Source organism: Pseudoalteromonas luteoviolacea, from assembly GCF_001750165.1.
Lineage (GTDB): Bacteria > Pseudomonadota > Gammaproteobacteria > Enterobacterales > Alteromonadaceae > Pseudoalteromonas > Pseudoalteromonas luteoviolacea_G.
This window is the reverse complement of record NZ_CP015411.1, coordinates 3,136,491-3,154,003: the sequence shown is the minus strand read 5'-3', so window position 1 is coordinate 3,154,003 and position 17,513 is coordinate 3,136,491. Positions and strand designations below refer to the sequence as shown.

The 17,513-nt window shown below is 38.5% G+C and carries 19 protein-coding genes; 6 read left to right on the top strand and 13 right to left on the bottom strand.

All coding sequences use genetic code 11. The features are described from left to right. Positions 1–109 precede the first annotated feature (109 nt). Together S4054249_RS13405 and S4054249_RS13400 are read right to left on the bottom strand one after the other, a co-directional pair. Positions 110–829, bottom strand: a complete 720-nt coding sequence (locus S4054249_RS13405) for a sulfite exporter TauE/SafE family protein (protein ID WP_046354992.1) — start codon at positions 827–829, stop codon at positions 110–112. A gap of 35 nt (positions 830–864) precedes the next feature. Next, on the bottom strand, positions 865–1,476 hold the full coding sequence (locus tag S4054249_RS13400; protein WP_046354993.1) for a LysE family translocator: 612 nt from the start codon (positions 1,474–1,476) through the stop codon (positions 865–867). Positions 1,477–1,799: 323 nt separating this feature from the next. Here S4054249_RS13400 and S4054249_RS13395 point away from each other — a divergent pair, with 323 nt between their 5' ends. Continuing rightward, entirely contained in the window at positions 1,800–4,007 is a 2,208-nt protein-coding gene (locus S4054249_RS13395; protein ID WP_145925028.1) for a hypothetical protein, read from the top strand. 173 nt (positions 4,008–4,180) lie between these two features. Here S4054249_RS13395 and S4054249_RS13390 read toward each other — a convergent pair whose 3' ends face one another. Next, positions 4,181–4,453 carry a LysE family transporter gene (locus S4054249_RS13390; protein WP_052960885.1) on the bottom strand — a complete coding sequence of 91 codons (273 nt, stop codon included), beginning with the start codon at positions 4,451–4,453 and terminating at the stop codon, positions 4,181–4,183. A gap of 382 nt (positions 4,454–4,835) precedes the next feature. Between S4054249_RS13390 and S4054249_RS13385 the strand changes: the two genes are divergently transcribed. After that, positions 4,836–5,834 carry a sphingomyelin phosphodiesterase gene (locus S4054249_RS13385; RefSeq protein WP_046354995.1) on the top strand — a complete coding sequence of 333 codons (999 nt, stop codon included), beginning with the start codon at positions 4,836–4,838 and terminating at the stop codon, positions 5,832–5,834. 204 nt (positions 5,835–6,038) lie between these two features. Here S4054249_RS13385 and S4054249_RS13380 read toward each other — a convergent pair whose 3' ends face one another. Beyond that, positions 6,039–6,941: an IS5 family transposase gene (locus tag S4054249_RS13380; RefSeq protein WP_069949093.1), complete on the bottom strand. Its 903-nt coding sequence runs from the start codon at positions 6,939–6,941 to the stop codon at positions 6,039–6,041. An 872-nt stretch (positions 6,942–7,813) separates the two neighbouring features. On the opposite strand from S4054249_RS13380, the gene S4054249_RS13370 reads away from it, so the two are divergent. Beyond that, positions 7,814–8,191 (top strand): MerR family transcriptional regulator, encoded by a 378-nt coding sequence (locus S4054249_RS13370; RefSeq protein ID WP_046356731.1) that lies wholly within the window; start codon positions 7,814–7,816, stop codon positions 8,189–8,191. A gap of 36 nt (positions 8,192–8,227) precedes the next feature. Continuing rightward, complete coding sequence (locus S4054249_RS13365) at positions 8,228–8,803, top strand: NAD(P)H-dependent oxidoreductase (protein ID WP_046356730.1); 576 nt, start codon at positions 8,228–8,230, stop codon at positions 8,801–8,803. Between the two features lie 45 nt (positions 8,804–8,848). Here S4054249_RS13365 and S4054249_RS13360 read toward each other — a convergent pair whose 3' ends face one another. The 8 genes from S4054249_RS13360 to S4054249_RS13325 all read right to left on the bottom strand — a co-directional run bounded on the left by S4054249_RS13360 (position 8,849) and on the right by S4054249_RS13325 (position 15,896). Next, a complete protein-coding gene (locus S4054249_RS13360; RefSeq protein ID WP_069949147.1) occupies positions 8,849–9,628 on the bottom strand; it encodes a hypothetical protein in 780 nt (259 codons plus the stop codon). An 813-nt stretch (positions 9,629–10,441) separates the two neighbouring features. Next, entirely contained in the window at positions 10,442–10,624 is a 183-nt protein-coding gene (locus S4054249_RS26950; protein ID WP_046356728.1) for a hypothetical protein, read from the bottom strand. A 207-nt stretch (positions 10,625–10,831) separates the two neighbouring features. After that, positions 10,832–11,203: a hypothetical protein gene (locus S4054249_RS13350; protein WP_052961003.1), complete on the bottom strand. Its 372-nt coding sequence runs from the start codon at positions 11,201–11,203 to the stop codon at positions 10,832–10,834. A gap of 69 nt (positions 11,204–11,272) precedes the next feature. Then, positions 11,273–12,613, bottom strand: coding sequence for a cytochrome P450 (locus S4054249_RS13345; RefSeq protein WP_046356727.1), 1,341 nt, complete (start codon positions 12,611–12,613; stop codon positions 11,273–11,275). 6 nt (positions 12,614–12,619) lie between these two features. Next, positions 12,620–13,870 (bottom strand): condensation domain-containing protein, encoded by a 1,251-nt coding sequence (locus S4054249_RS13340; RefSeq protein ID WP_046356726.1) that lies wholly within the window; start codon positions 13,868–13,870, stop codon positions 12,620–12,622. Between the two features lie 10 nt (positions 13,871–13,880). Continuing rightward, on the bottom strand, positions 13,881–14,603 hold the full coding sequence (locus S4054249_RS13335; RefSeq protein ID WP_046356725.1) for an SDR family NAD(P)-dependent oxidoreductase: 723 nt from the start codon (positions 14,601–14,603) through the stop codon (positions 13,881–13,883). A gap of 5 nt (positions 14,604–14,608) precedes the next feature. Next, on the bottom strand, positions 14,609–15,256 hold the full coding sequence (locus S4054249_RS13330) for a cupin domain-containing protein (protein ID WP_052961002.1): 648 nt from the start codon (positions 15,254–15,256) through the stop codon (positions 14,609–14,611). After that, positions 15,243–15,896 carry a non-canonical purine NTP pyrophosphatase gene (locus tag S4054249_RS13325; protein WP_052961001.1) on the bottom strand — a complete coding sequence of 218 codons (654 nt, stop codon included), beginning with the start codon at positions 15,894–15,896 and terminating at the stop codon, positions 15,243–15,245. The genes S4054249_RS13330 and S4054249_RS13325 overlap by 14 nt, the downstream gene beginning before the upstream one ends. A gap of 278 nt (positions 15,897–16,174) precedes the next feature. On the opposite strand from S4054249_RS13325, the gene S4054249_RS13320 reads away from it, so the two are divergent. Together S4054249_RS13320 and S4054249_RS13315 are read left to right on the top strand one after the other, a co-directional pair. Further along, entirely contained in the window at positions 16,175–16,399 is a 225-nt protein-coding gene (locus S4054249_RS13320; RefSeq protein WP_046356724.1) for a hypothetical protein, read from the top strand. A gap of 253 nt (positions 16,400–16,652) precedes the next feature. Further along, positions 16,653–16,874, top strand: coding sequence for a hypothetical protein (locus tag S4054249_RS13315; protein WP_039608023.1), 222 nt, complete (start codon positions 16,653–16,655; stop codon positions 16,872–16,874). An 89-nt stretch (positions 16,875–16,963) separates the two neighbouring features. On the opposite strand, the gene S4054249_RS13310 is transcribed toward S4054249_RS13315, so the two are convergent. Then, a complete protein-coding gene (locus S4054249_RS13310) occupies positions 16,964–17,437 on the bottom strand; it encodes a GNAT family N-acetyltransferase (protein WP_046356723.1) in 474 nt (157 codons plus the stop codon). Positions 17,438–17,513 lie beyond the last annotated feature (76 nt).

Genomic DNA, 17,513 nt, shown 5'->3' with positions numbered 1-17,513 from the left:
TTTTTATTATATGCTAAGAATATGGATGGAGTATGGAGTGAATAGCTTGAGACATTAGTATTGTGTTTAAACTGGGTAACGGTGTACTTTACTGATCGTAATAAATACGTTAATGGGATTGGATGATTACAGATATCATCATGTTGATTGCCAGAATGCTAAGCAAGAGCTTAATCACGCCGATAAGTTTATTATTGTCCATAGAAAATCGCACCTTAGTACCTGTGTAAGATCCTAATATTGCACCGCATATCATCGCGATAATTAGGTAGCCACTTTCTAGCAGCTCAGATGAAACCAGCAAAAATACTGGAATTTTGGCAAGGTGACTGAACGTCATAAATACAGCGCTGGTGGCAACAACTTGATCTTTAGATTGGAGCTGCTTAGTCAGTACAGTTAAAGATAATGGCCCAGTGGCACCAACAATGAGCCCTAATCCTGTTTGTAAGGCACCAATGATATAAAAGTTCTCGAAACGCTTAATAAAATTTGAAAATGGCGAATACCAAAGGTTTAAAAGTATATAAAGGCCAATTGCAAGCGGAATATAGGTTGTTGGCATGGTGTATAAAATCATACCGAATAGCACTGTACCAAGTATAGAGCCTACTAAAAAAGCGGGAAGGAGCGACCACTTAACGTCAGAAAGTGAAAACAATGCTCTAGATGCGTTACTGGTGATTTGAGTGAGTCCATGTATGGGGATCACCAGCACTGGATTTAAAAATAATGGTAGGAGAGCAATCAATAGCATGCCGCCGCCAAAACCAACGATGGCTGCGATCAGAGACGTTGTAAACGCGATAACCCCAAGCAACAGCTCCATATTTATCTATCCTTGAAAGTTAAGTTTGTATTAGATTATGTTCTCACTGCAACAGCCACCCCTGAAGCTGACAATAATCCCCCCGCAAGTTGATTAAAAATACGCATTCTCTTTGATGTAGAAACAAACTTTTTTGCTTTTGCACTGAGGTATGTGTACCCGAGGTTGACTGAGCCAAACGCTAAGGTAGCACAGATAAAAATGCCAAAAATATCAGCCATGCTAATGGTGTGAAAGTCAACAAAAGCGGGGAACAGTGCAACGTAAAATATAATGGCTTTTGGATTGCTCATGGTTAATAAAAAGCCAGCTAAAATATCTATATGGTGCTTGGTTGCTGGTGCCGTTTGCGAATCGATAGAAGGTGTGGCTCTAAATAGCTTTATACCCATCCAAATTAAGTAAGCTGCACATATATATTTGATTATCGCAAAGGTGCTGCCCATAGACTCAGCTATAAAAGCCAGGCCTGATACCGCCAAGAGTATGAAAAAATAATCAGCTATGATGAGCCCCAATGTCATTGCTGCACCTCGTCGAAAGCCACCTGCCATAGATGCGGTGGTAATCGCAAATACCGCTGGACCGGGGATAATACCTACAATAAACATCGCGCTAAATAACGCAAAATAACTTTCTATGGTCACAAGGTACTCCGTGAATATTGGTAACAACTTTTGTCTGAGCTAAAAGGCAAGGGCTATCAATATATAGGTTTTAAGATTGAATAAAAAGCATTCGAATAAAATAGTTTTGATAGCAATAGCGTATTTCAAGTATGCACTGGCCACCCAATCGCTCTAGGTCATTATTGACCTTCAGATTACGCATTAGATTAATGAAAATAACTTCAACTCGAGATATGGCATATTATCAATATTGTTGCGTTTTTGCGCACATAAATGGGCTTATATCTCAAGTTGAATTATCAGTTTTACTTATAGATACAAAGGAGTTTAGTGTGGGAGCAATGGAAAATATAGTTATGCAGCCTGTGAGAGAATATAAAACGCTCGCTGATGCAATCATGTCACTAAAAGAAGAGAAGTACGCATCGCTTAGTGCAATGTGCAACGAAAATACACTTATTCAAGTCGTATGGAATAGTCATGAAAGTCGAGCTGGTAGAGCAGTATACTCTTTAGAAAAAGTTAATGAAAATGATGGCGATATCATAGATGGGCAGCTCATAGATGGTTGTTATATTGGGGCAAATTTTAAAATCAATGAGACGTTATCAATATGCTTATTACTGCAGCCAAGTAATGAGACTAACGCATGTGTTTTTGGTGCAATAGGTGATGGTCTAGCAGACGATACCTTAGCTTTAACTAAATATTGGGCGTATACATTACAAAATCAGTTAACTTTCGATTTGTCCGCGAAAAAATCTTATAAATTAACCGCGGCAAGCGCTACAACAGGATCGCCCGTTTATTTCTCAACCGATGGCCACAATGACGTCAACATTAAAATGGGTGGTGCAGAGCTACGAGTTGATCCGCCAGTATTAGACTCAGTGTCTCGCCAAGGTCACGCCATATTATTTGACTGCAAAGGCACCAATGGCTTCTACTTCGACCAGATCAAAGGGTATGCAAATGCGGAAAAAGCACAAACTGGAGATTCGTTGACTTTACTAAACATCAGCCATAAAGAGTCTGGTAGCCAAAATATCAGAGGCGGAAACGTAGTAGGAAAAAATACCACGGGTGTGACAGTAACAACGAATTTGTCTCATTATGAAGAGCATGGGAAAAAGTCAAAATATCGTTCTAAAGATATCTTGTTAGATAATATTCATTTAGACAACACGGAAATGACCTTTGATCAGTCAGTTGAGTATTTAGGGTATGGTCTAGTTTGCCAATGTTCTGGTGACAATTTACTTGTAAATAATCTAACAGTAACGAATATCCATAGAGGCTTTTTCGTGTATGGTGTTTCTGACGTTACAGTTAAATCAGGCACAATTGCAGAATCTAATGCAGCGACGGTGAACCTTGGTGGATATGGCAGTTGTGAGAATATTCAGGCTAGTTTTAAGCTGGTCCAGAATTATGACTTGCCAACAGAGTTGTCCCGCATCTTTGTTTATGAAAAAGGTACGTTAGGCGGCGGAAGCCTGGATTTAGCTGGAGGGCGAAGCCATGTTTGTTCGAATATTAAATTGAATTTAGTTGCATCTGGTACAGCGGAAAAAAGCCAAGCGGGCTTTTCCTTAAATAAATCTACTGTTGAAGGTGAAAACGGCGCGATCGAATTTAGTGATATAGATATATCGTTACAGCATGATATGCCAAATGCGAGTCGAGCGCTTACCATCTTTAACAAAGTGTCTACCCAACAAACAAGCAATATGCGTGTAAGGGGGATCCGATTAAACGATTGTACTTCAGGTTATGTAAACAGTGATATTTGTATCCCCCCTGGGGCAGAGTCGGATATTGTGGTAAATAACCTGAATACCGAAGGAAGTGTATATTGTATTTATGGAGATCACGTAACGGACACACCACCAAATAAACAAATCGTGTTTAACAATTCGGTGATCAATGGCACGACATCTGTTGCTGGGCGTTATGATTGTCCAGTTACTTTTGTTAACTCTCACGTTGCCAAGCATCTATCTTCTTCGCATATTGTGCCAGCACAAAATAAAACATTTATAAACAGTAGATTAGGGAATGCTCTCGTAAATAAAACACCGTGGTCGATTTATACTGGTATTACGAGCACTACAGCATCATATAATCCTGATTTTCCGATTAATAATCTTGTTATGGGTGGCAATGTTACGTCAACTGAAAACAAACAGCCGCAAGTGTTAAATTTAACAGCCCCTAAAGATCTTAAAAATGAGGAATTGGCGAATTTCTTTGTTGAGCAGTTCGCTGGAGGGGTCGTATACAGCAGTACCAAAACTTATCATGTGTCGATTACGGCAATAAAAAAAGGCAGCTCTGGTATAGGCTTAGTAAAGGGTAATCTCACTGTAATGGGAGTACCTGATCCCGAAAAAGGAAATGTGCTTCTTAAAGTTACTTCAGTAGAAAATACAGGGGGGCAGAATTTCACTGCATCTGATTTTAGTTTAAAGGCTGTAGATGCTAATAATCTGAAGCTAGAGTGTGTAAGCGAATGTAGTGACTTGTATTTAGCGGTTCAAGAAATTTAGTTAGCATATTATAAACTCTAACCTGTTAGGTGAAGGCATCTCATTTTTTAAAAGAAAGGTGCCTTATTCCCAAGGACTTTCAGTGGTTATGTTGTTAGTCTCTCAAACTATTACTCTGAACCAAAATTAAAGCTAACTATGGTGCTTGGTGCGAATAGACAAAGGGGGTTGCTTTAAATAGCTTTATACCCATCTAAATTAAGTAAGCGGCACATATATTTGATTGCCGTAAAGGTATTGCCCATAGACTCTGCTATAAAAGCCTGACCTGATATCGCCAAGAGTATGAAAAAATAATCAGCTATGATGAGTCCCAATATCATTGCGGCACCACGCTGAAAGCCTCCAGCTATAGGAGCGGTGGTCATAGTAAACACTGCTGACCCTGAGATGATATTTCTAACAAACATGGCACCGAATAAAGCAATATAACATTCTATGCTCATAGAGTGCTCGGTAAGCTGTTTAACTTTCCATAATTTAAATATGTTTTGTCATCTTTGGTGTGGTTGAAAAATAACCAGGTGTTCAGGGCGGTTTTATATTATTTAATTTAGTGAACAAGCGAACTTTTATATTTTTTAAAATTGAAATCATCATTTTTAATTGATTACAATACTATTTTTTCATGTAATAAATAATCCTTTAAATTGTCATGTGTAAAAATAAAAACCTTCATTTAAATAACAAGTTTTTGAAATAAGAGAGACACTTTCAAAGCTTATTCTTCTTGTACCGAAATTTATAACGTCGTATGGCGTCTTATAAGTGCGCTAATGCATGAGTTTCTCAGCGAAACCTAAAAAATAATGAAGTACTGGAGAAAAAATGAAGATCAAACTAACCCTATTTTGCGTTTTGATATTGTTGAGCACTCAGAGTATGGCTCAATCGCTTAAGGTCATGGCCTACAATATTATGCAGTTAAACGTTCAAGATTGGGATCAAAGCAACAGAGCTGAGCGATTGCCTACGGTGATTAAATCATTGAATGACAGTCCAGATGTTATTCTTGTCAATGAAGTATTTAATGATGATGCTGAGCAAGCGTTATCTGCCTTGTCAGACATGTACCCATACCAAACGCCTAATGTGGGACAAGATTGTAGTGGCAGTGGGTGGGATAGCCTAACTGGGAATTGTTCTAATAGCCCCTTTGTAATTCGTGGCGGGGTAGTGATCATTTCCAAATATCCAATTGTTTCACAAAAGGCACACGTGTTTACAAATAGTTTGAGCGGTAGTTGGGATTACCTTGCCAATAAAGGATTTGCCTATGTCAAGATTAATAAAGGCGGTGAATATTATCATATAGTTGGTACTCACTTACAAGCTACTCATGATGGAAATACAGAACAAGAGCACCGTGTACGTATGGGACAGCTAAATGAAATTCAATCTTTTATTAAGTCTGAAAACATTCCTACCAGTGAGCCTGTGATAATAGGTGGTGATATGAATGTAGAGTGGAGTAAGCAGGGTGAAATTAGGGATATGCTTACAACGGCTCGTAGCAACCTAAACTTTGAAACACCAGAAGTCGGCTCATTTTCTGCTAAACATAACTGGTTTACTAAAGCTAATGCATACTATTTTGACTATAGCTTGGACTACAATGACACTTTAGATTACGTATTTTGGCATCAAGACTATAAGCAACCTAAAAATAATCCGAACATGGTTGTGCGTTATCCAAAAGCAACTCAAAACTGGTATTGGAGTTACTTAAAAGGGAATTGGAATCTGAGTTCAGGTCGTTATTATCATAATGGCTACTATAATGAGTTGTCAGACCATTATCCTGTGCAAGTGAATTTTACTTTTTAAAACGCTTAAATGCCATTAAAAATATTTTAATGGCATTTAATTTTGAATTTAGTATAAGTTAAATAAGCCTGTCTTTTTTTAGGGGGTAATATTATATTTTTTTATCAATTAATATTTTGATTTACTTTAATGTTTAAGCGTATCTTTTTTGCTATAAAACGGCCTTGTTGATCAAATATGCTCTTCCTAGCTGTCTTGTCATTTTTACTGATATTCAGGCATACCTAGCCTGTTCATCGTGTTGATCACCTTGGCTTTAATCATTACTTCTGTGTGTTGGCTGTTGAAGGTGCGGCTTGTTAATTTGTCACCCGTAAGCTGTTTAAAACGATAAACGCCTGTTTCAGCCAGCGAACGCTCATGATAACCAGATTTTTCCTTCCAGTGTTTTAAACCAAGTTGATGCATTAATATTATGGCGCTGTTTCTCGGATGACCTTTCTCCCAATATTGGGCATTTTCCCTTGGGGGGATCCGTGCCACGGCACCTTTAGCCGCAATTTCATCATAGCAATCACGTGTATCATAAGCTCCATCGCCTGTAACTCGGTCAACATTTCGCCGTAATGACCGCAGTAAATCACCTAACACTTCACCATCCGATACATTCACCATTGATAGCTCTGCACTGACAATGTCATGACTGGTTGCATCTATCGCTAAATGCAATTTACGCCAAGTTCGACGCTTGTTGGCTCGGTGTTTTCGGGTATGCCATTCGCCATTACCATAGACTTTTAGGCCGGTGCTATCGACAACAATATCAATAAATCCCTGCGTGGTTGGCTTGGTTCGATATTGAACATCTAGTGTCTTTCCTCGCTTGCACAAACAGCTGTAACCAGGGGAATGAATAGGTGCATCCATTAAATTGAGGAGTGAATTAACGAACCCTTCAAGTGCTCGAAGTGGCAAATTAAAGACAGACCGAAGTGTCAGGCAAGTTTCAATTGCAAAGTCAGTATATTTATTTGAACGACCACGCCCACCGTGTTTTTCTACGGTTTGCCATTGTTGAATAGCGTCGTCGCTGAGCCAAATAGCAATATTGCCACGCTGTATCAACGCACGGTTATAGGCAGACCAGTTCTTAATTTTCTTTGTCATGGTGGCTTGAGTTACGTTATGTTTTTTTGATCTGATCACGCAAAAGGTCAGAAGTTCAACTATTTAGGAAACAAGGCCCTATAAAACTGTTTTTCTGCACGCTACAGTTCTTACTGACTCTTCGAGATTAACTATGTAACCTTCTAAAAAACAGCCTTATTTACCTATTGCGGAATAGACTACAATCCTAGTGTTGATAGATTCTTATTTATTATGTGATTAACTTTATTTCTCCAAAAGTTTATATAGTAAAGGTAAATTTTTAGGCGAGAGGCCTTCTGTCTGAGCTGTAAGATCCTAAACTACTACATATCAACTATATAAGGTTGAGCTCCTCTGAATTAACTTTGCAAAATTCTCATAAGTATTTTAGGGTGAGGGTAGCCTGATTTTTAGTCAGGGAGCTCGTTTGGCTATAGAGCACGGAAGCGTTTGGTGATAAGGGTGCATATGGATATCTCACTGTCTATTTTAATACATTTATTTGCAGTAATTCCTACGATTGTATTGGGCTTATTGAATTTGGTAATGAAAAAAGGAACTGCAATACATAAGCTGTTTGGCCGAATTTGGGTAATTTTAATGCTTATAACCTCTTTCATTTCATTTTTTATCCAACCTACAGGTAGCCTAACCTAGCTACATTTATTTGCAATATTGGTGATTGTATCTGTAAGTCTTGGAACTTATGCCATTTATACAAAAAACAAGCAGCTCCATGTTCACTGTATGACTGGTGCTTACATTGGGACAGTTGTTTCAGCTATTATTGCAGCAAGTATACCAGGGCGCTTATTGCACCAATTATTATTTTGATCCTGTCTAAAGTTTTGAAGTACAGGCAGCATAACCATAAGAGATCTGAGAGTATTATGTATATTGGAGAAGTGGCCTCAAAAACAGGGCTTTCTGTTAAAGCAATCCGCTTGTATGAAGAACGGGGGTTGATCTCTGTACCACCTCGAAAGGGGCGATATCGGTATTACAATGCCTCACACGTCGAAGTGTTAAATTTGATAAAAGAGGCAAAATCTTTGGGCTCAACGCTTTCTCAGCTTGAAGCTGTGATTGTATATAACAATGGAGAAGTTGATTGGTCAAAAGTTGAAGGTTTTTTGATAAAGCTTAAGCATCGCTTAAACCAGCAAAAAGAAACATTACAAGACCGAATAGGAAGAGTGGATGCTTGTTTATCGGCGATCAATTCCTGTCCTTCAATGCTTGACTCTGCCCTTAGGGGGAGAGATTAGAATTGTCATCGACTTTTGAAATTAGAGATGACGAAAATGACTAAGAAAATACTGGTGCTTAATGGTAACCCTAAATCCACAAGTTTTTGCCAACATTTAGCGGATATATATGCATGTGAAGCGAGAGAGTACTTTGAAGTGAAACATGTCAATTTATCTGAAATGATGTTTAATCTGAGCTTAGACTTTGGTTATGATGCTGAGCAGGATTTAGAGCCAGCTTTAAAAGACTTTCAAAAATGGACTTTATGGGCTGAGCATATCGTGATTTTTTCACCTATATGGTGGGGCGGGTTACCTGCAAAATTAAAAGGGCTTTTTGATAGATCTTTTTTACCTCATTTTGCTTTTAGATATGAGCAAGATAATCCATTACCAGTACCACTGCTGGCTGGTAAAACCTCTCGAGTAATTCTCACAATGGATATGCCAGAACCTTATCTCGAAGAGCAGGCAAAGCCTGCGCTTGAGCAATTAGACAAATACACCTTACAGTTTAGTGGAGTTGCAAAAGCTTCAACTAACTTATTTGGTTCGATGATTTCTGCAACGCCAGAAGAAAAACAAAATTGGGAAATGCTGGTAAAGTCCCTTGGGAGCCAAGGGCTTTAACAAGATTGCTGTATTAGCAGTAAATTATTTGCTGTGGCAAATCGTTTACTGCTTCAAGAATACATCTGAGGCTGTATAAAATTGCCCGTTAAATGTGTCGATTGCTGTATATACGACAGAATATTGCCCTTGAGGGAACCAGGGTTTAACGTCCACTCCAAACCCTTGGCTTATTTTTTGTTGCTGAGGTTGAAGTGTATAAATTTGGGGTGTATTTAGGGGGCGTACTTGGCCATTTGGGAATACTAAATGCACGTATATTTCATAGGTTGCCGCTGTCCCACCTAGGTTTTGCATCGACTTGTCGAAATTAACCAAGCCCCCTTCGACAGGAAGTGTCAAACTTGGTGCAAGATTATCTATATTAATGAAGGCATTTCGTGCAGGAGACTCTACATCAAAAGACACGATAATCTTGTCACCGGAAGAGAAGCCCCCGGAGATATCGATATATATATTATCTTGGTCAAACGTCACATGTGTAGTTTGAATATCACTTCTAATCAGGTTTGCCTGAGTAATTGGAAAGCTAAACCCTCTAAAAATATAGCCGTCAAATGTATGTCCATCAGCTCCAACAAAACGGCTAGAGTTTTGAAAATCAATTGTAATGGTGCCATTGTTGATGTTGATTAAAGTATGAGATTGAAGCATTACTGCATCGGTAGCGTCAGCAGTAACAACCGTTGAAACCGGAGGTACATAATTTGTATATATATTGGGATATGCTCTGTGTATGGTCGCAGTGTCACCAATAACAGAAGCCAGAGAATTGAATGCCATTAAAGACATCATGAATACCAATAAACTAACTATTTTTTTCATTACCAATCCTTTTTGTAGAAAAATAAAAGCATACCAACTGTATGCAGAGTGAACTGCTACCATCAAAGCACATAGGGCTTTTAAAAATCAATTCAATATGATGCCATATCCACTTATTAGACGTTTTATTTGATCTGGTACGTGTGTTTATTAGCTCTATAACAAGCGTTTCAGTCGAATAAGCCCTGTTTCAGCTCTAGGCACTAGGTTTTCGCGCAACTCTGTAATAATCGCTGATTGCTCATTAAGCGCTGGCTCTCTGCTGTGATAGCTTAAGGCAGCCAAGTTCATTGGCACAAAAGCAGACAGTCATCTTGGTAAAATACCAACTAAACCCCCTTGGGTGACAAAAGAAGTATTTTTTTCACACTCTACGACCTCTATGATGAGCGTCTGATCGCTACCTGCAATAGCCAAGGTTTCATGTTAGGTTTTTCCAACGGTTGCACATGGTTGAGTGTCATTGACCCGTATTGCAATGACATCAGAAAACTAAAACTTGTCGTTTTCCATGTTGATAGCATGGTCAAATACGAGCTCTACTGGGGTTTAAATAGTTATTGTTTTTTTGGTCAGTTCAATCATATAAATTCTTTAAGTTTAATTCAGCCCACTGACGATAAGAGAAAACAGACTTGACTTAAATTGAATATAAATAGAGTTTAGATTAACTAAATAGAAACCATATTTAAGGAACAGCGAATGTCAAAGCTATGTTAGTATCTAGCCTTTGTGACTGTCGTGATATTACGTATACCTGAGCCTTATTTCGAAGAACAAGTTTCGAGAACCATTTTGTCCTCTTATTAATATTTAATTGGTAGTATTCATTTTGACAAACTCTAAAAGCCCAAATGCTGAATCTTGTTGCAGCAGTTCAAGTTGTTGTGCACCTGCGCAACCTGTGATGCGAACCTCTCCAAAAATTGGCCGCAATGATCCTTGCATTTGCGGTAATGGGAAAAAATACAAGAAGTGTTGTGGAAAATAAGCCACAACCTTCTCTTTAATACTTTAATTAATGCCGTTAAATACAACATTTTTATTTAATATCTAAAAAGAGGGAATGAGAGAGTAAATATCACTCTTTTTGGTAAATTATGGAGGCTTTTTCGAAAATAGTGATTAAATTAAGGTCACTCTTTAAAAAATGCTACCTTTAACTTCTTCATTCCTTACAAATTAATTTAGTGCGCTGCGTTGTTAGCTACAGCTATTGCCTTGGCATAAAGTAACTCTGCTCGCTCTGCATATACCTAGCTTATTTTTGGCCACAGGGTCTGTGGAGCTTTGAAGTCGAACTCGTGTTTGTGAAACTTGAGCAGACAGCAATGCACCATAAACAAGCTGTTTGTTATCACTAGTATGAGGTAGATAGTAAGTAAGTCCGCAATCTCCGGTATTTGTTGCGCCAGCAGTAAGAGTCACCCAAACACCATACTCATCACTGCCATAAACCCAAGTATCAAGCTTTGAAACATATCCTTCTGGGAAAATCGACCCATTTGCAAAAGCTTGAGTAGACAAAAGAGAAGTCGCTAATAAAAGAGAGCTAATAATGTTTTTTAATTTCACTTTTTTGTATTTCCATTTAGAAAGTAAGAAGGGCGTATATTATATATATTTATAGTATTTTTTATAGTTTTATTGCTCAATTAACTTATTCACTTTCATGACCAACCCATCATGATTGGAGAGCGTCGATCTAGCGTTAATATTCAATGGTTCTAAACCTTCATCTAAAAACGCTATTCTTGTCTGCTTTAAATACGTGACTAGAACACTCAGCATCTCTTGCATCGAAAAATGTTGCCCTATGCAGTTTCTGTGGCCTGCACCGAAGGGGATATAGCTGCCTTTTTTTATATCGGGGTCATTTTCCCAGCGGCTGGGGTTAAAGTGTTCGGGTTTATTAAAATTGCTTTTTAATCGATGTGCAACAAAAGGGGAGATGAATACTTTTTCGCCTTTTTTTATTTTAAATCCATTTATATTTGTATTTTCTCGGGCACGTCTTGCGCCTATGAGCCATACAGGTGGAAAGAGCCTTAATACTTCTTTTATAAATGCCAGAGTTGCTGGAAATTTATCAAAGGACAACGGCTCACCACTTTTGTGATTGGTCACTTCTTTATATACATTACTGGCTTCAACTTTATATTTTGCTAAACAATACCAGCACCATATTAAGCTATTTGAGGTCGTCTCATGACCGACGATAAAATAAGAGATCAAATGATCTTTTATATTTTCATTGGTCAGTGAGTTGCCTGTTTCATCCGTTGCTTCAAGTAAGGATGACAGTAAGTCGCCGTGATCTACGAAGGGCTCACTCTTTCGTTTGTGGAGAATTTCATCAATGATTTGTTCAATGATTTTACGAGTTCTTTTGATCCGCAGGTTCAGTGGAGAAGGAAACCAAGCTGGAAAGTTGACTACACTTTCGAAGTTTTTACTGAGCAAATGATGTAGTTCATTCATCGCATCTGACACCGCGCTGGTTTTTTTTAACTCAGATTTACTCAAGTCAAATAGCGTTTTGCAGGTAATCTGTAAAGATAGCCTTTCCATTTGGGCTGCCATGTCGACAGTATCATCATGGTTAAGCTCAGAAACTGATTCTAAAGCATATTGCTCAAATACGTCTTGATAGTTTTGTAAGCGACGATGCATGAAAGCAGGCTGGGCTATTTTACGTAGCGGCTTATGTGTTTGTTGATCGGCAGTGACAATACCTTGACCGATGGCCTTACTGAGTATTTGTGTTTCACGGGTAGATTTTGGGAATTGTTGTACTTTACCAATAAGCACCTCTTGGATCATGCTTGGATTAGAGATTAAAGTGACTTTAAATGGCCCGAGTTTAAACTGCAGTACATCACCAAATTTATTTGCAAGTGTCATCAAAAAGTTGGCAGGATCATCCATAAAGTTGATGCCCAACCTGCTAATTTCTTTGTTGGTTACTTTTGGTATTTGCTTCATGGTTTATCAGTTATTGGCGATGTTTTTAATTGCGTCAAAGAGAGATTGGATATGCTTAACCACGTCTTCTTCACTGAGGTTATGAGGGTTGTATTCGATTAAAAAATCTACCTGATCCACACCATGGAAATTAATAATATTCAACTGTAGCGGCAGGCTGTGATGTTGGTGAGACTCATAGCTGAATGAACTCGGCATACCCGCTGTATCGCTCAGCTGTTCCAGTTCCATATAGCCAAATCTGAACTCACTTAACGGTATGTGTGGCGGTAATTTAAGGTCTTCATACAGTAGTTCTGGCGGTAGTTTTTTATGTCTATACGCCTGTTTTAATTGTGTTGAGACTTGCTGCGCTTGTGCTGCCAAATCGAGTTCATCAGGTAATGAAAACTCATGAACTAACATATTCGCCATAAATGCAATTAAGTTACTTTCACTTTTTTTTCGCCCGTGGACAGGCAAACCAACCCGCAGTTGATTTGAATTAGATAAGGGAAAATCTTGGTTTAATTGACGTATCCAAAGGGTCAGCATCAAAGTGGATAAACTCAGCTCATGTTGATTTGCAAACTCAACAGCTGGTGTGAGTTGAGACCGAGGTAAAGAAAGGTGTATCGCTTTACTTTTTAATGGGTTTGTTGGTGAAAAGAGCCTGAATTCAACAGGCGTTGCTAAGTGGTTTAGCCAAAATGCTTTGTCCTTTTGATACTGGTTTGATGTCAGGTATTGCGCTTGTTGGTTTGCAAGCTTTACTGGTTCAAATTGAGTGTTTGTCGGTGTGTGTCCTTTATCGTAATAGTCTACAACTTGCTTTAAATAAGCAAATGCACTGTATCCATCACAGATCAAATGATTGGCTAAAAAAGCTAGCCAAACTTGATTATTCGGTAGAATGAAAATTTCACTTCTGTGTAGCGGGTACTCAAATGCAGAAATAGGAGTCGTAAATAGCGTTTCTATTCTGTCACGGGCTACTTGCTCTGCATGTTCAAAAGACAGTGCGGATAAATCGGTAATAGGATAGGAGCGCTCGCAATGTGCATGTTGATGCTGTTCAACACCACTGGGCGTGTGATGAAAATAAAAATCAAAACTTGCGTGACAGGCCATCACGGCCCGCTGTGCCTCAACGAGCTTATTGGCATCAATATGGTCAAATTTGATGACACCCCCAGCATTGGCAATGGGCAAATGAGGGGCAGAGCTGCAAAAAGCAAGCATCATATTTTGTAATAGTGTGATCGGGATTGTATTCATACTGGTTTGTCTAGGTTAAGGTGAGGCCGCCATCAGCCTTGATTACGCTACCTGTTGTCCAAGGTTGAGATAGTAAGTTATTAATAATAAAAGCAATGTCGTTGACCGTGCCGAGCCCAAATGGGTGTAAATCAGCGAGTGCGTCAAGTCGTGCTTGTTGCTGTAAATTGTCGCCTCGATGTTGCCTCAACATGGGGGTATCTACACAACCAAGTGCTAACGCATTCACACTAATCTTTTTGGCTGCACCTGCAATCGCTGATGCTTTCATAATTTGCTCTAATCCAGCTTTTGATGCGCTGTAAACGGCACTAGTGGCAACTGGTTTTTCAGCAAGTGTCGAGCTGAGCAATAGAATTGCGCTGTTTTGCGGCATATGTTGAATTGCTTGCTCGCAAAGTAATAGTGCGGATACTAGGTTCACATTCAGTTGTTCGGTAATGGATTTGAGTTTGGTTTGTCCAAATTGCTCGTGATAACAGACGCCAGCCGCGTAAATCAAAGCGTTAATAGGTCCGGTACTCTTATTTATCGATTGGAATAAAGAATTAGATTGCGTGATATCTGACAGATCGCAACGCCATGGGATAAAACGTTCAAATGCATTCAATGGGTGACGTTTATCTATGGTTCTGCTGACACCAACGACTCTGTCTCCTTGTTTTAGAAGCTTTTTACACACCTGATAGCCTATGCCTGAACTGGCACCTGTGACTAAAACTGTTTTGCTCATGTTGCTTAGATACCTTGATAGTAATTGATGTTGGCTGGGGTTACTGATTCTAAAGGGGTTGTATGATTGACAATAATTTCATCCTCTGGAATAAACTTAGGACGATCTATACACAATACAGTAGCAGGTAATGCACTTAGGTTGTTGTAACCGTGCACCACGCCTTTTGGCCAATCGTAGCTACTGCCTGGCTCTATATTTTCTCCATTAAACATTAAGCCTTCATCTAAAACGAGCTCATGTTCTTCCATCTGAAGGTGCATATGTGCGGGGATTGACTCACCAGCTTTGATGTTAAGCAAATAAATGCCAAATTTTTCGTTCTCAAATAGAATATCGACAGTACCAAATGTTTGCGTCTCGTATTTAATAATACTTCTTTGACAGATAAGGTTGTGGTTGCATTCAAGCAAGGGGGATTTCAAAGTAATATCAATACTATTAAGCCACTTGAAACGACAAAAAAGTAAATTAGGAATAATTTTTACAAATTCTGTTGTGCTGACTTCACATATTCTGTCATACAAAAATTGAACTTGTGCTTGTGTTTTCTGTAACTGAGTTGAATTTAATTTACTTGTTAAGCTGAGCTTGAGTTCAATTTGCAGATCTGACGCTAGATTAAGTTCGAGATATTGCTCATACAATGGCATGGAGTACCTCCTCACTGTGCGGTTGGTGCAGTGTGATTGCCGGTTTGCAAAAAAGATGTTCTTTTAGCTGCTTAAATGCACTGGCTCTGGGGTGAAGCGCATTTCTTTTCTCAACGGGGAGTGATGCAAGTGTTGAGTTTTGTCTAAGAGGGATAAATATTGGCTCAAAGCCAATGCGGTTGCCCCCTGATGCACGCCAACTAATCGTACCTTGTAATTCACCAACAAAAGAGCAAACATCACCACTAGGATAAGCAAGGCTTAATGCACACACCATTTTGGCTTGTCTTTTTTGTGTTAAGGCCATGCGGGTCAACACATGATCAATGGCACCATCAAATCCGCCAGCTTGCTTGGCCCATCTTGCAGTGTAAAGTCCTGGCAAGCCATTTAGTGCATCTATGCACAATCCGCTATCATCAGCAATTGCCACTTTGCCACTAAGGTGAGCAATATTGAGCGCTTTTAATTGAGCATTTTGACAAAAGCTGGTGCCAGTCTCTTCTATTTCCTCTAATTCCAAAGTGTGTGCGGAGCGAATTTTGTGACAATAGGGTTTTATTAAGGCGCTGAGCTCACGTGTTTTACCTAGGTTGTGGCTCGCAATGACAATTTCATCAAATTTAGCATGCTCAATCATACAATTCTTCTGGTGGCTTGATGTATCCCATAAAGCCAGCTTAATTCGCAAATGTGGATAAAATGTGTAATTTTTTTGTTAATTCAGAATTGGCATGCCGTACAATACAATTATTTTTTTTCGTTATTTATAAATTAGTATCTAAATTATAAATAGCCCTATTAAAGTGTATTTGGGTTTCGTTTTAATTTGAAGTAAAGTTTTGTAAGTTTATTATTTACACTGATGTTTTGTTTATATATATTTTCACTTCTAAATTAAACAAGGAGTTTTGATAAATGAAAATTAAATCAATGTTGTTTGGCTTTATTACCGCAGTGACTTTAGCTTTAAGTAACCAAGTTTCTGCATCAGTAGGCAGCGGCACCATGCTGATTACTTGTGTAGACCGTTCTGAATTCATAGAGTTATGGTCTGTTACTGCCTCTAACCCTAGAGAGCAAAACTATTTTCTATCACGCTGTTTTAACGAAGGTGGTTTTCCAGATATAAAGCTTATTTAGTGCGAAAATTTAAGTGCGCCTGCCAAGTAGGCGTACTTTTTTATATTGTTGGTACATGATTGTTTTATTTTATTATCTACTTTTTTGTCATATTAATATCATATTTATTCTGGGTGCTTCATGAATTTTATAAACCTTCAACTGCGACAAGGTAAAGTTTTGTAAAGTTAACTTTCTGTATTTACAGATTTTTTAATTATTTATATATTTCCTCCTAGATTAAATTAGTAATTAAACAAGGGAGTTAATAAAAATGAAATTAAAATCAATGTTATTTGGTGGTGTAGCTGCTGTGGCGATGACACTCGGTGTACAATCAACGGCTCATGCATACATGACTATTTTAGTGACTTGCATAGATAAAAATAACTATAATTATTTATGGTCATCAAAGTCTATTTTTAGGGCTCAGTTTCAAGCTGATTTAGATCGTTGCCGCCGTGATGGTGGTTTAGCAGAGGTCGACTATCTATAGGTCTTTAATTGAATATGCACTTTTTATAAGTGCATATTTTTAACTTAGATAAGAGATTTTTTATATTCGAATCCGACCAATCTGCAGTATTAGTCAATTAATGAACCCTGCATAATATAGTTTGGTCCAGCTGGACTGCCTAAATATTTCTCGCCAGTGTCTGTAAATCCTGCTTTTTTATAACATTCATAAGCTAAGGTATTACGGCAGTTGACGGTTAAGCAAATTTGATTAAATTGTGGGTAGCATGCTTTTACAAAAGAGAAGAGCGCGCCAACTGCCTGCTTGCCAAAGCCCTTGCCTTGTTGATCTTTATCGATGACAAATGCGCGGATCCCAACGCCTTCTTCTGGGCAAAAATCGTATTTTTTAGCATAGGCAAGGTCAAGCTTAAAATATCCAACCACTTCCTCTTTATGTTTTATGACATGCAAATGCGTGGTTTCACATATTTCTTCTAAAAATTCTGATGCAGTGCCAGCAAATTCAATTTGATTCTGTTCGATTTGGATGCGCTTAACCTGTTCAATGTATTTATCACAGAGCTTTGTTATCGTTATCATGGGTCGCTCACAATTGTTATAAAGTAACAAAATAATAAAGGATCGTAACGAAAATTACCATAACGGGAACAGCTTG

Coding starts and splice junctions, on each gene's coding strand:
- S4054249_RS13385 (WP_046354995.1), top strand. CDS start 4,836: ATGAAGATCAAACTAACCCTATTTTGCGTTTTGATATTGTTGAGCACT.
- S4054249_RS13370 (WP_046356731.1), top strand. CDS start 7,814: ATGTATATTGGAGAAGTGGCCTCAAAAACAGGGCTTTCTGTTAAAGCA.
- S4054249_RS13360 (WP_069949147.1), bottom strand. CDS start 9,628: ATGAAAAAAATAGTTAGTTTATTGGTATTCATGATGTCTTTAATGGCA.
- S4054249_RS13390 (WP_052960885.1), bottom strand. CDS start 4,453: ATGAGCATAGAATGTTATATTGCTTTATTCGGTGCCATGTTTGTTAGA.
- S4054249_RS13345 (WP_046356727.1), bottom strand. CDS start 12,613: ATGAAGCAAATACCAAAAGTAACCAACAAAGAAATTAGCAGGTTGGGC.
- S4054249_RS13340 (WP_046356726.1), bottom strand. CDS start 13,870: ATGAATACAATCCCGATCACACTATTACAAAATATGATGCTTGCTTTT.
- S4054249_RS13325 (WP_052961001.1), bottom strand. CDS start 15,896: ATGATTGAGCATGCTAAATTTGATGAAATTGTCATTGCGAGCCACAAC.
- S4054249_RS13330 (WP_052961002.1), bottom strand. CDS start 15,256: ATGCCATTGTATGAGCAATATCTCGAACTTAATCTAGCGTCAGATCTG.
- S4054249_RS13395 (WP_145925028.1), top strand. CDS start 1,800: ATGGAAAATATAGTTATGCAGCCTGTGAGAGAATATAAAACGCTCGCT.
- S4054249_RS13310 (WP_046356723.1), bottom strand. CDS start 17,437: ATGATAACGATAACAAAGCTCTGTGATAAATACATTGAACAGGTTAAG.
- S4054249_RS13320 (WP_046356724.1), top strand. CDS start 16,175: ATGAAAATTAAATCAATGTTGTTTGGCTTTATTACCGCAGTGACTTTA.
- S4054249_RS13365 (WP_046356730.1), top strand. CDS start 8,228: ATGACTAAGAAAATACTGGTGCTTAATGGTAACCCTAAATCCACAAGT.
- S4054249_RS13405 (WP_046354992.1), bottom strand. CDS start 829: ATGGAGCTGTTGCTTGGGGTTATCGCGTTTACAACGTCTCTGATCGCA.
- S4054249_RS13335 (WP_046356725.1), bottom strand. CDS start 14,603: ATGAGCAAAACAGTTTTAGTCACAGGTGCCAGTTCAGGCATAGGCTAT.
- S4054249_RS13380 (WP_069949093.1), bottom strand. CDS start 6,941: ATGACAAAGAAAATTAAGAACTGGTCTGCCTATAACCGTGCGTTGATA.
- S4054249_RS13315 (WP_039608023.1), top strand. CDS start 16,653: ATGAAATTAAAATCAATGTTATTTGGTGGTGTAGCTGCTGTGGCGATG.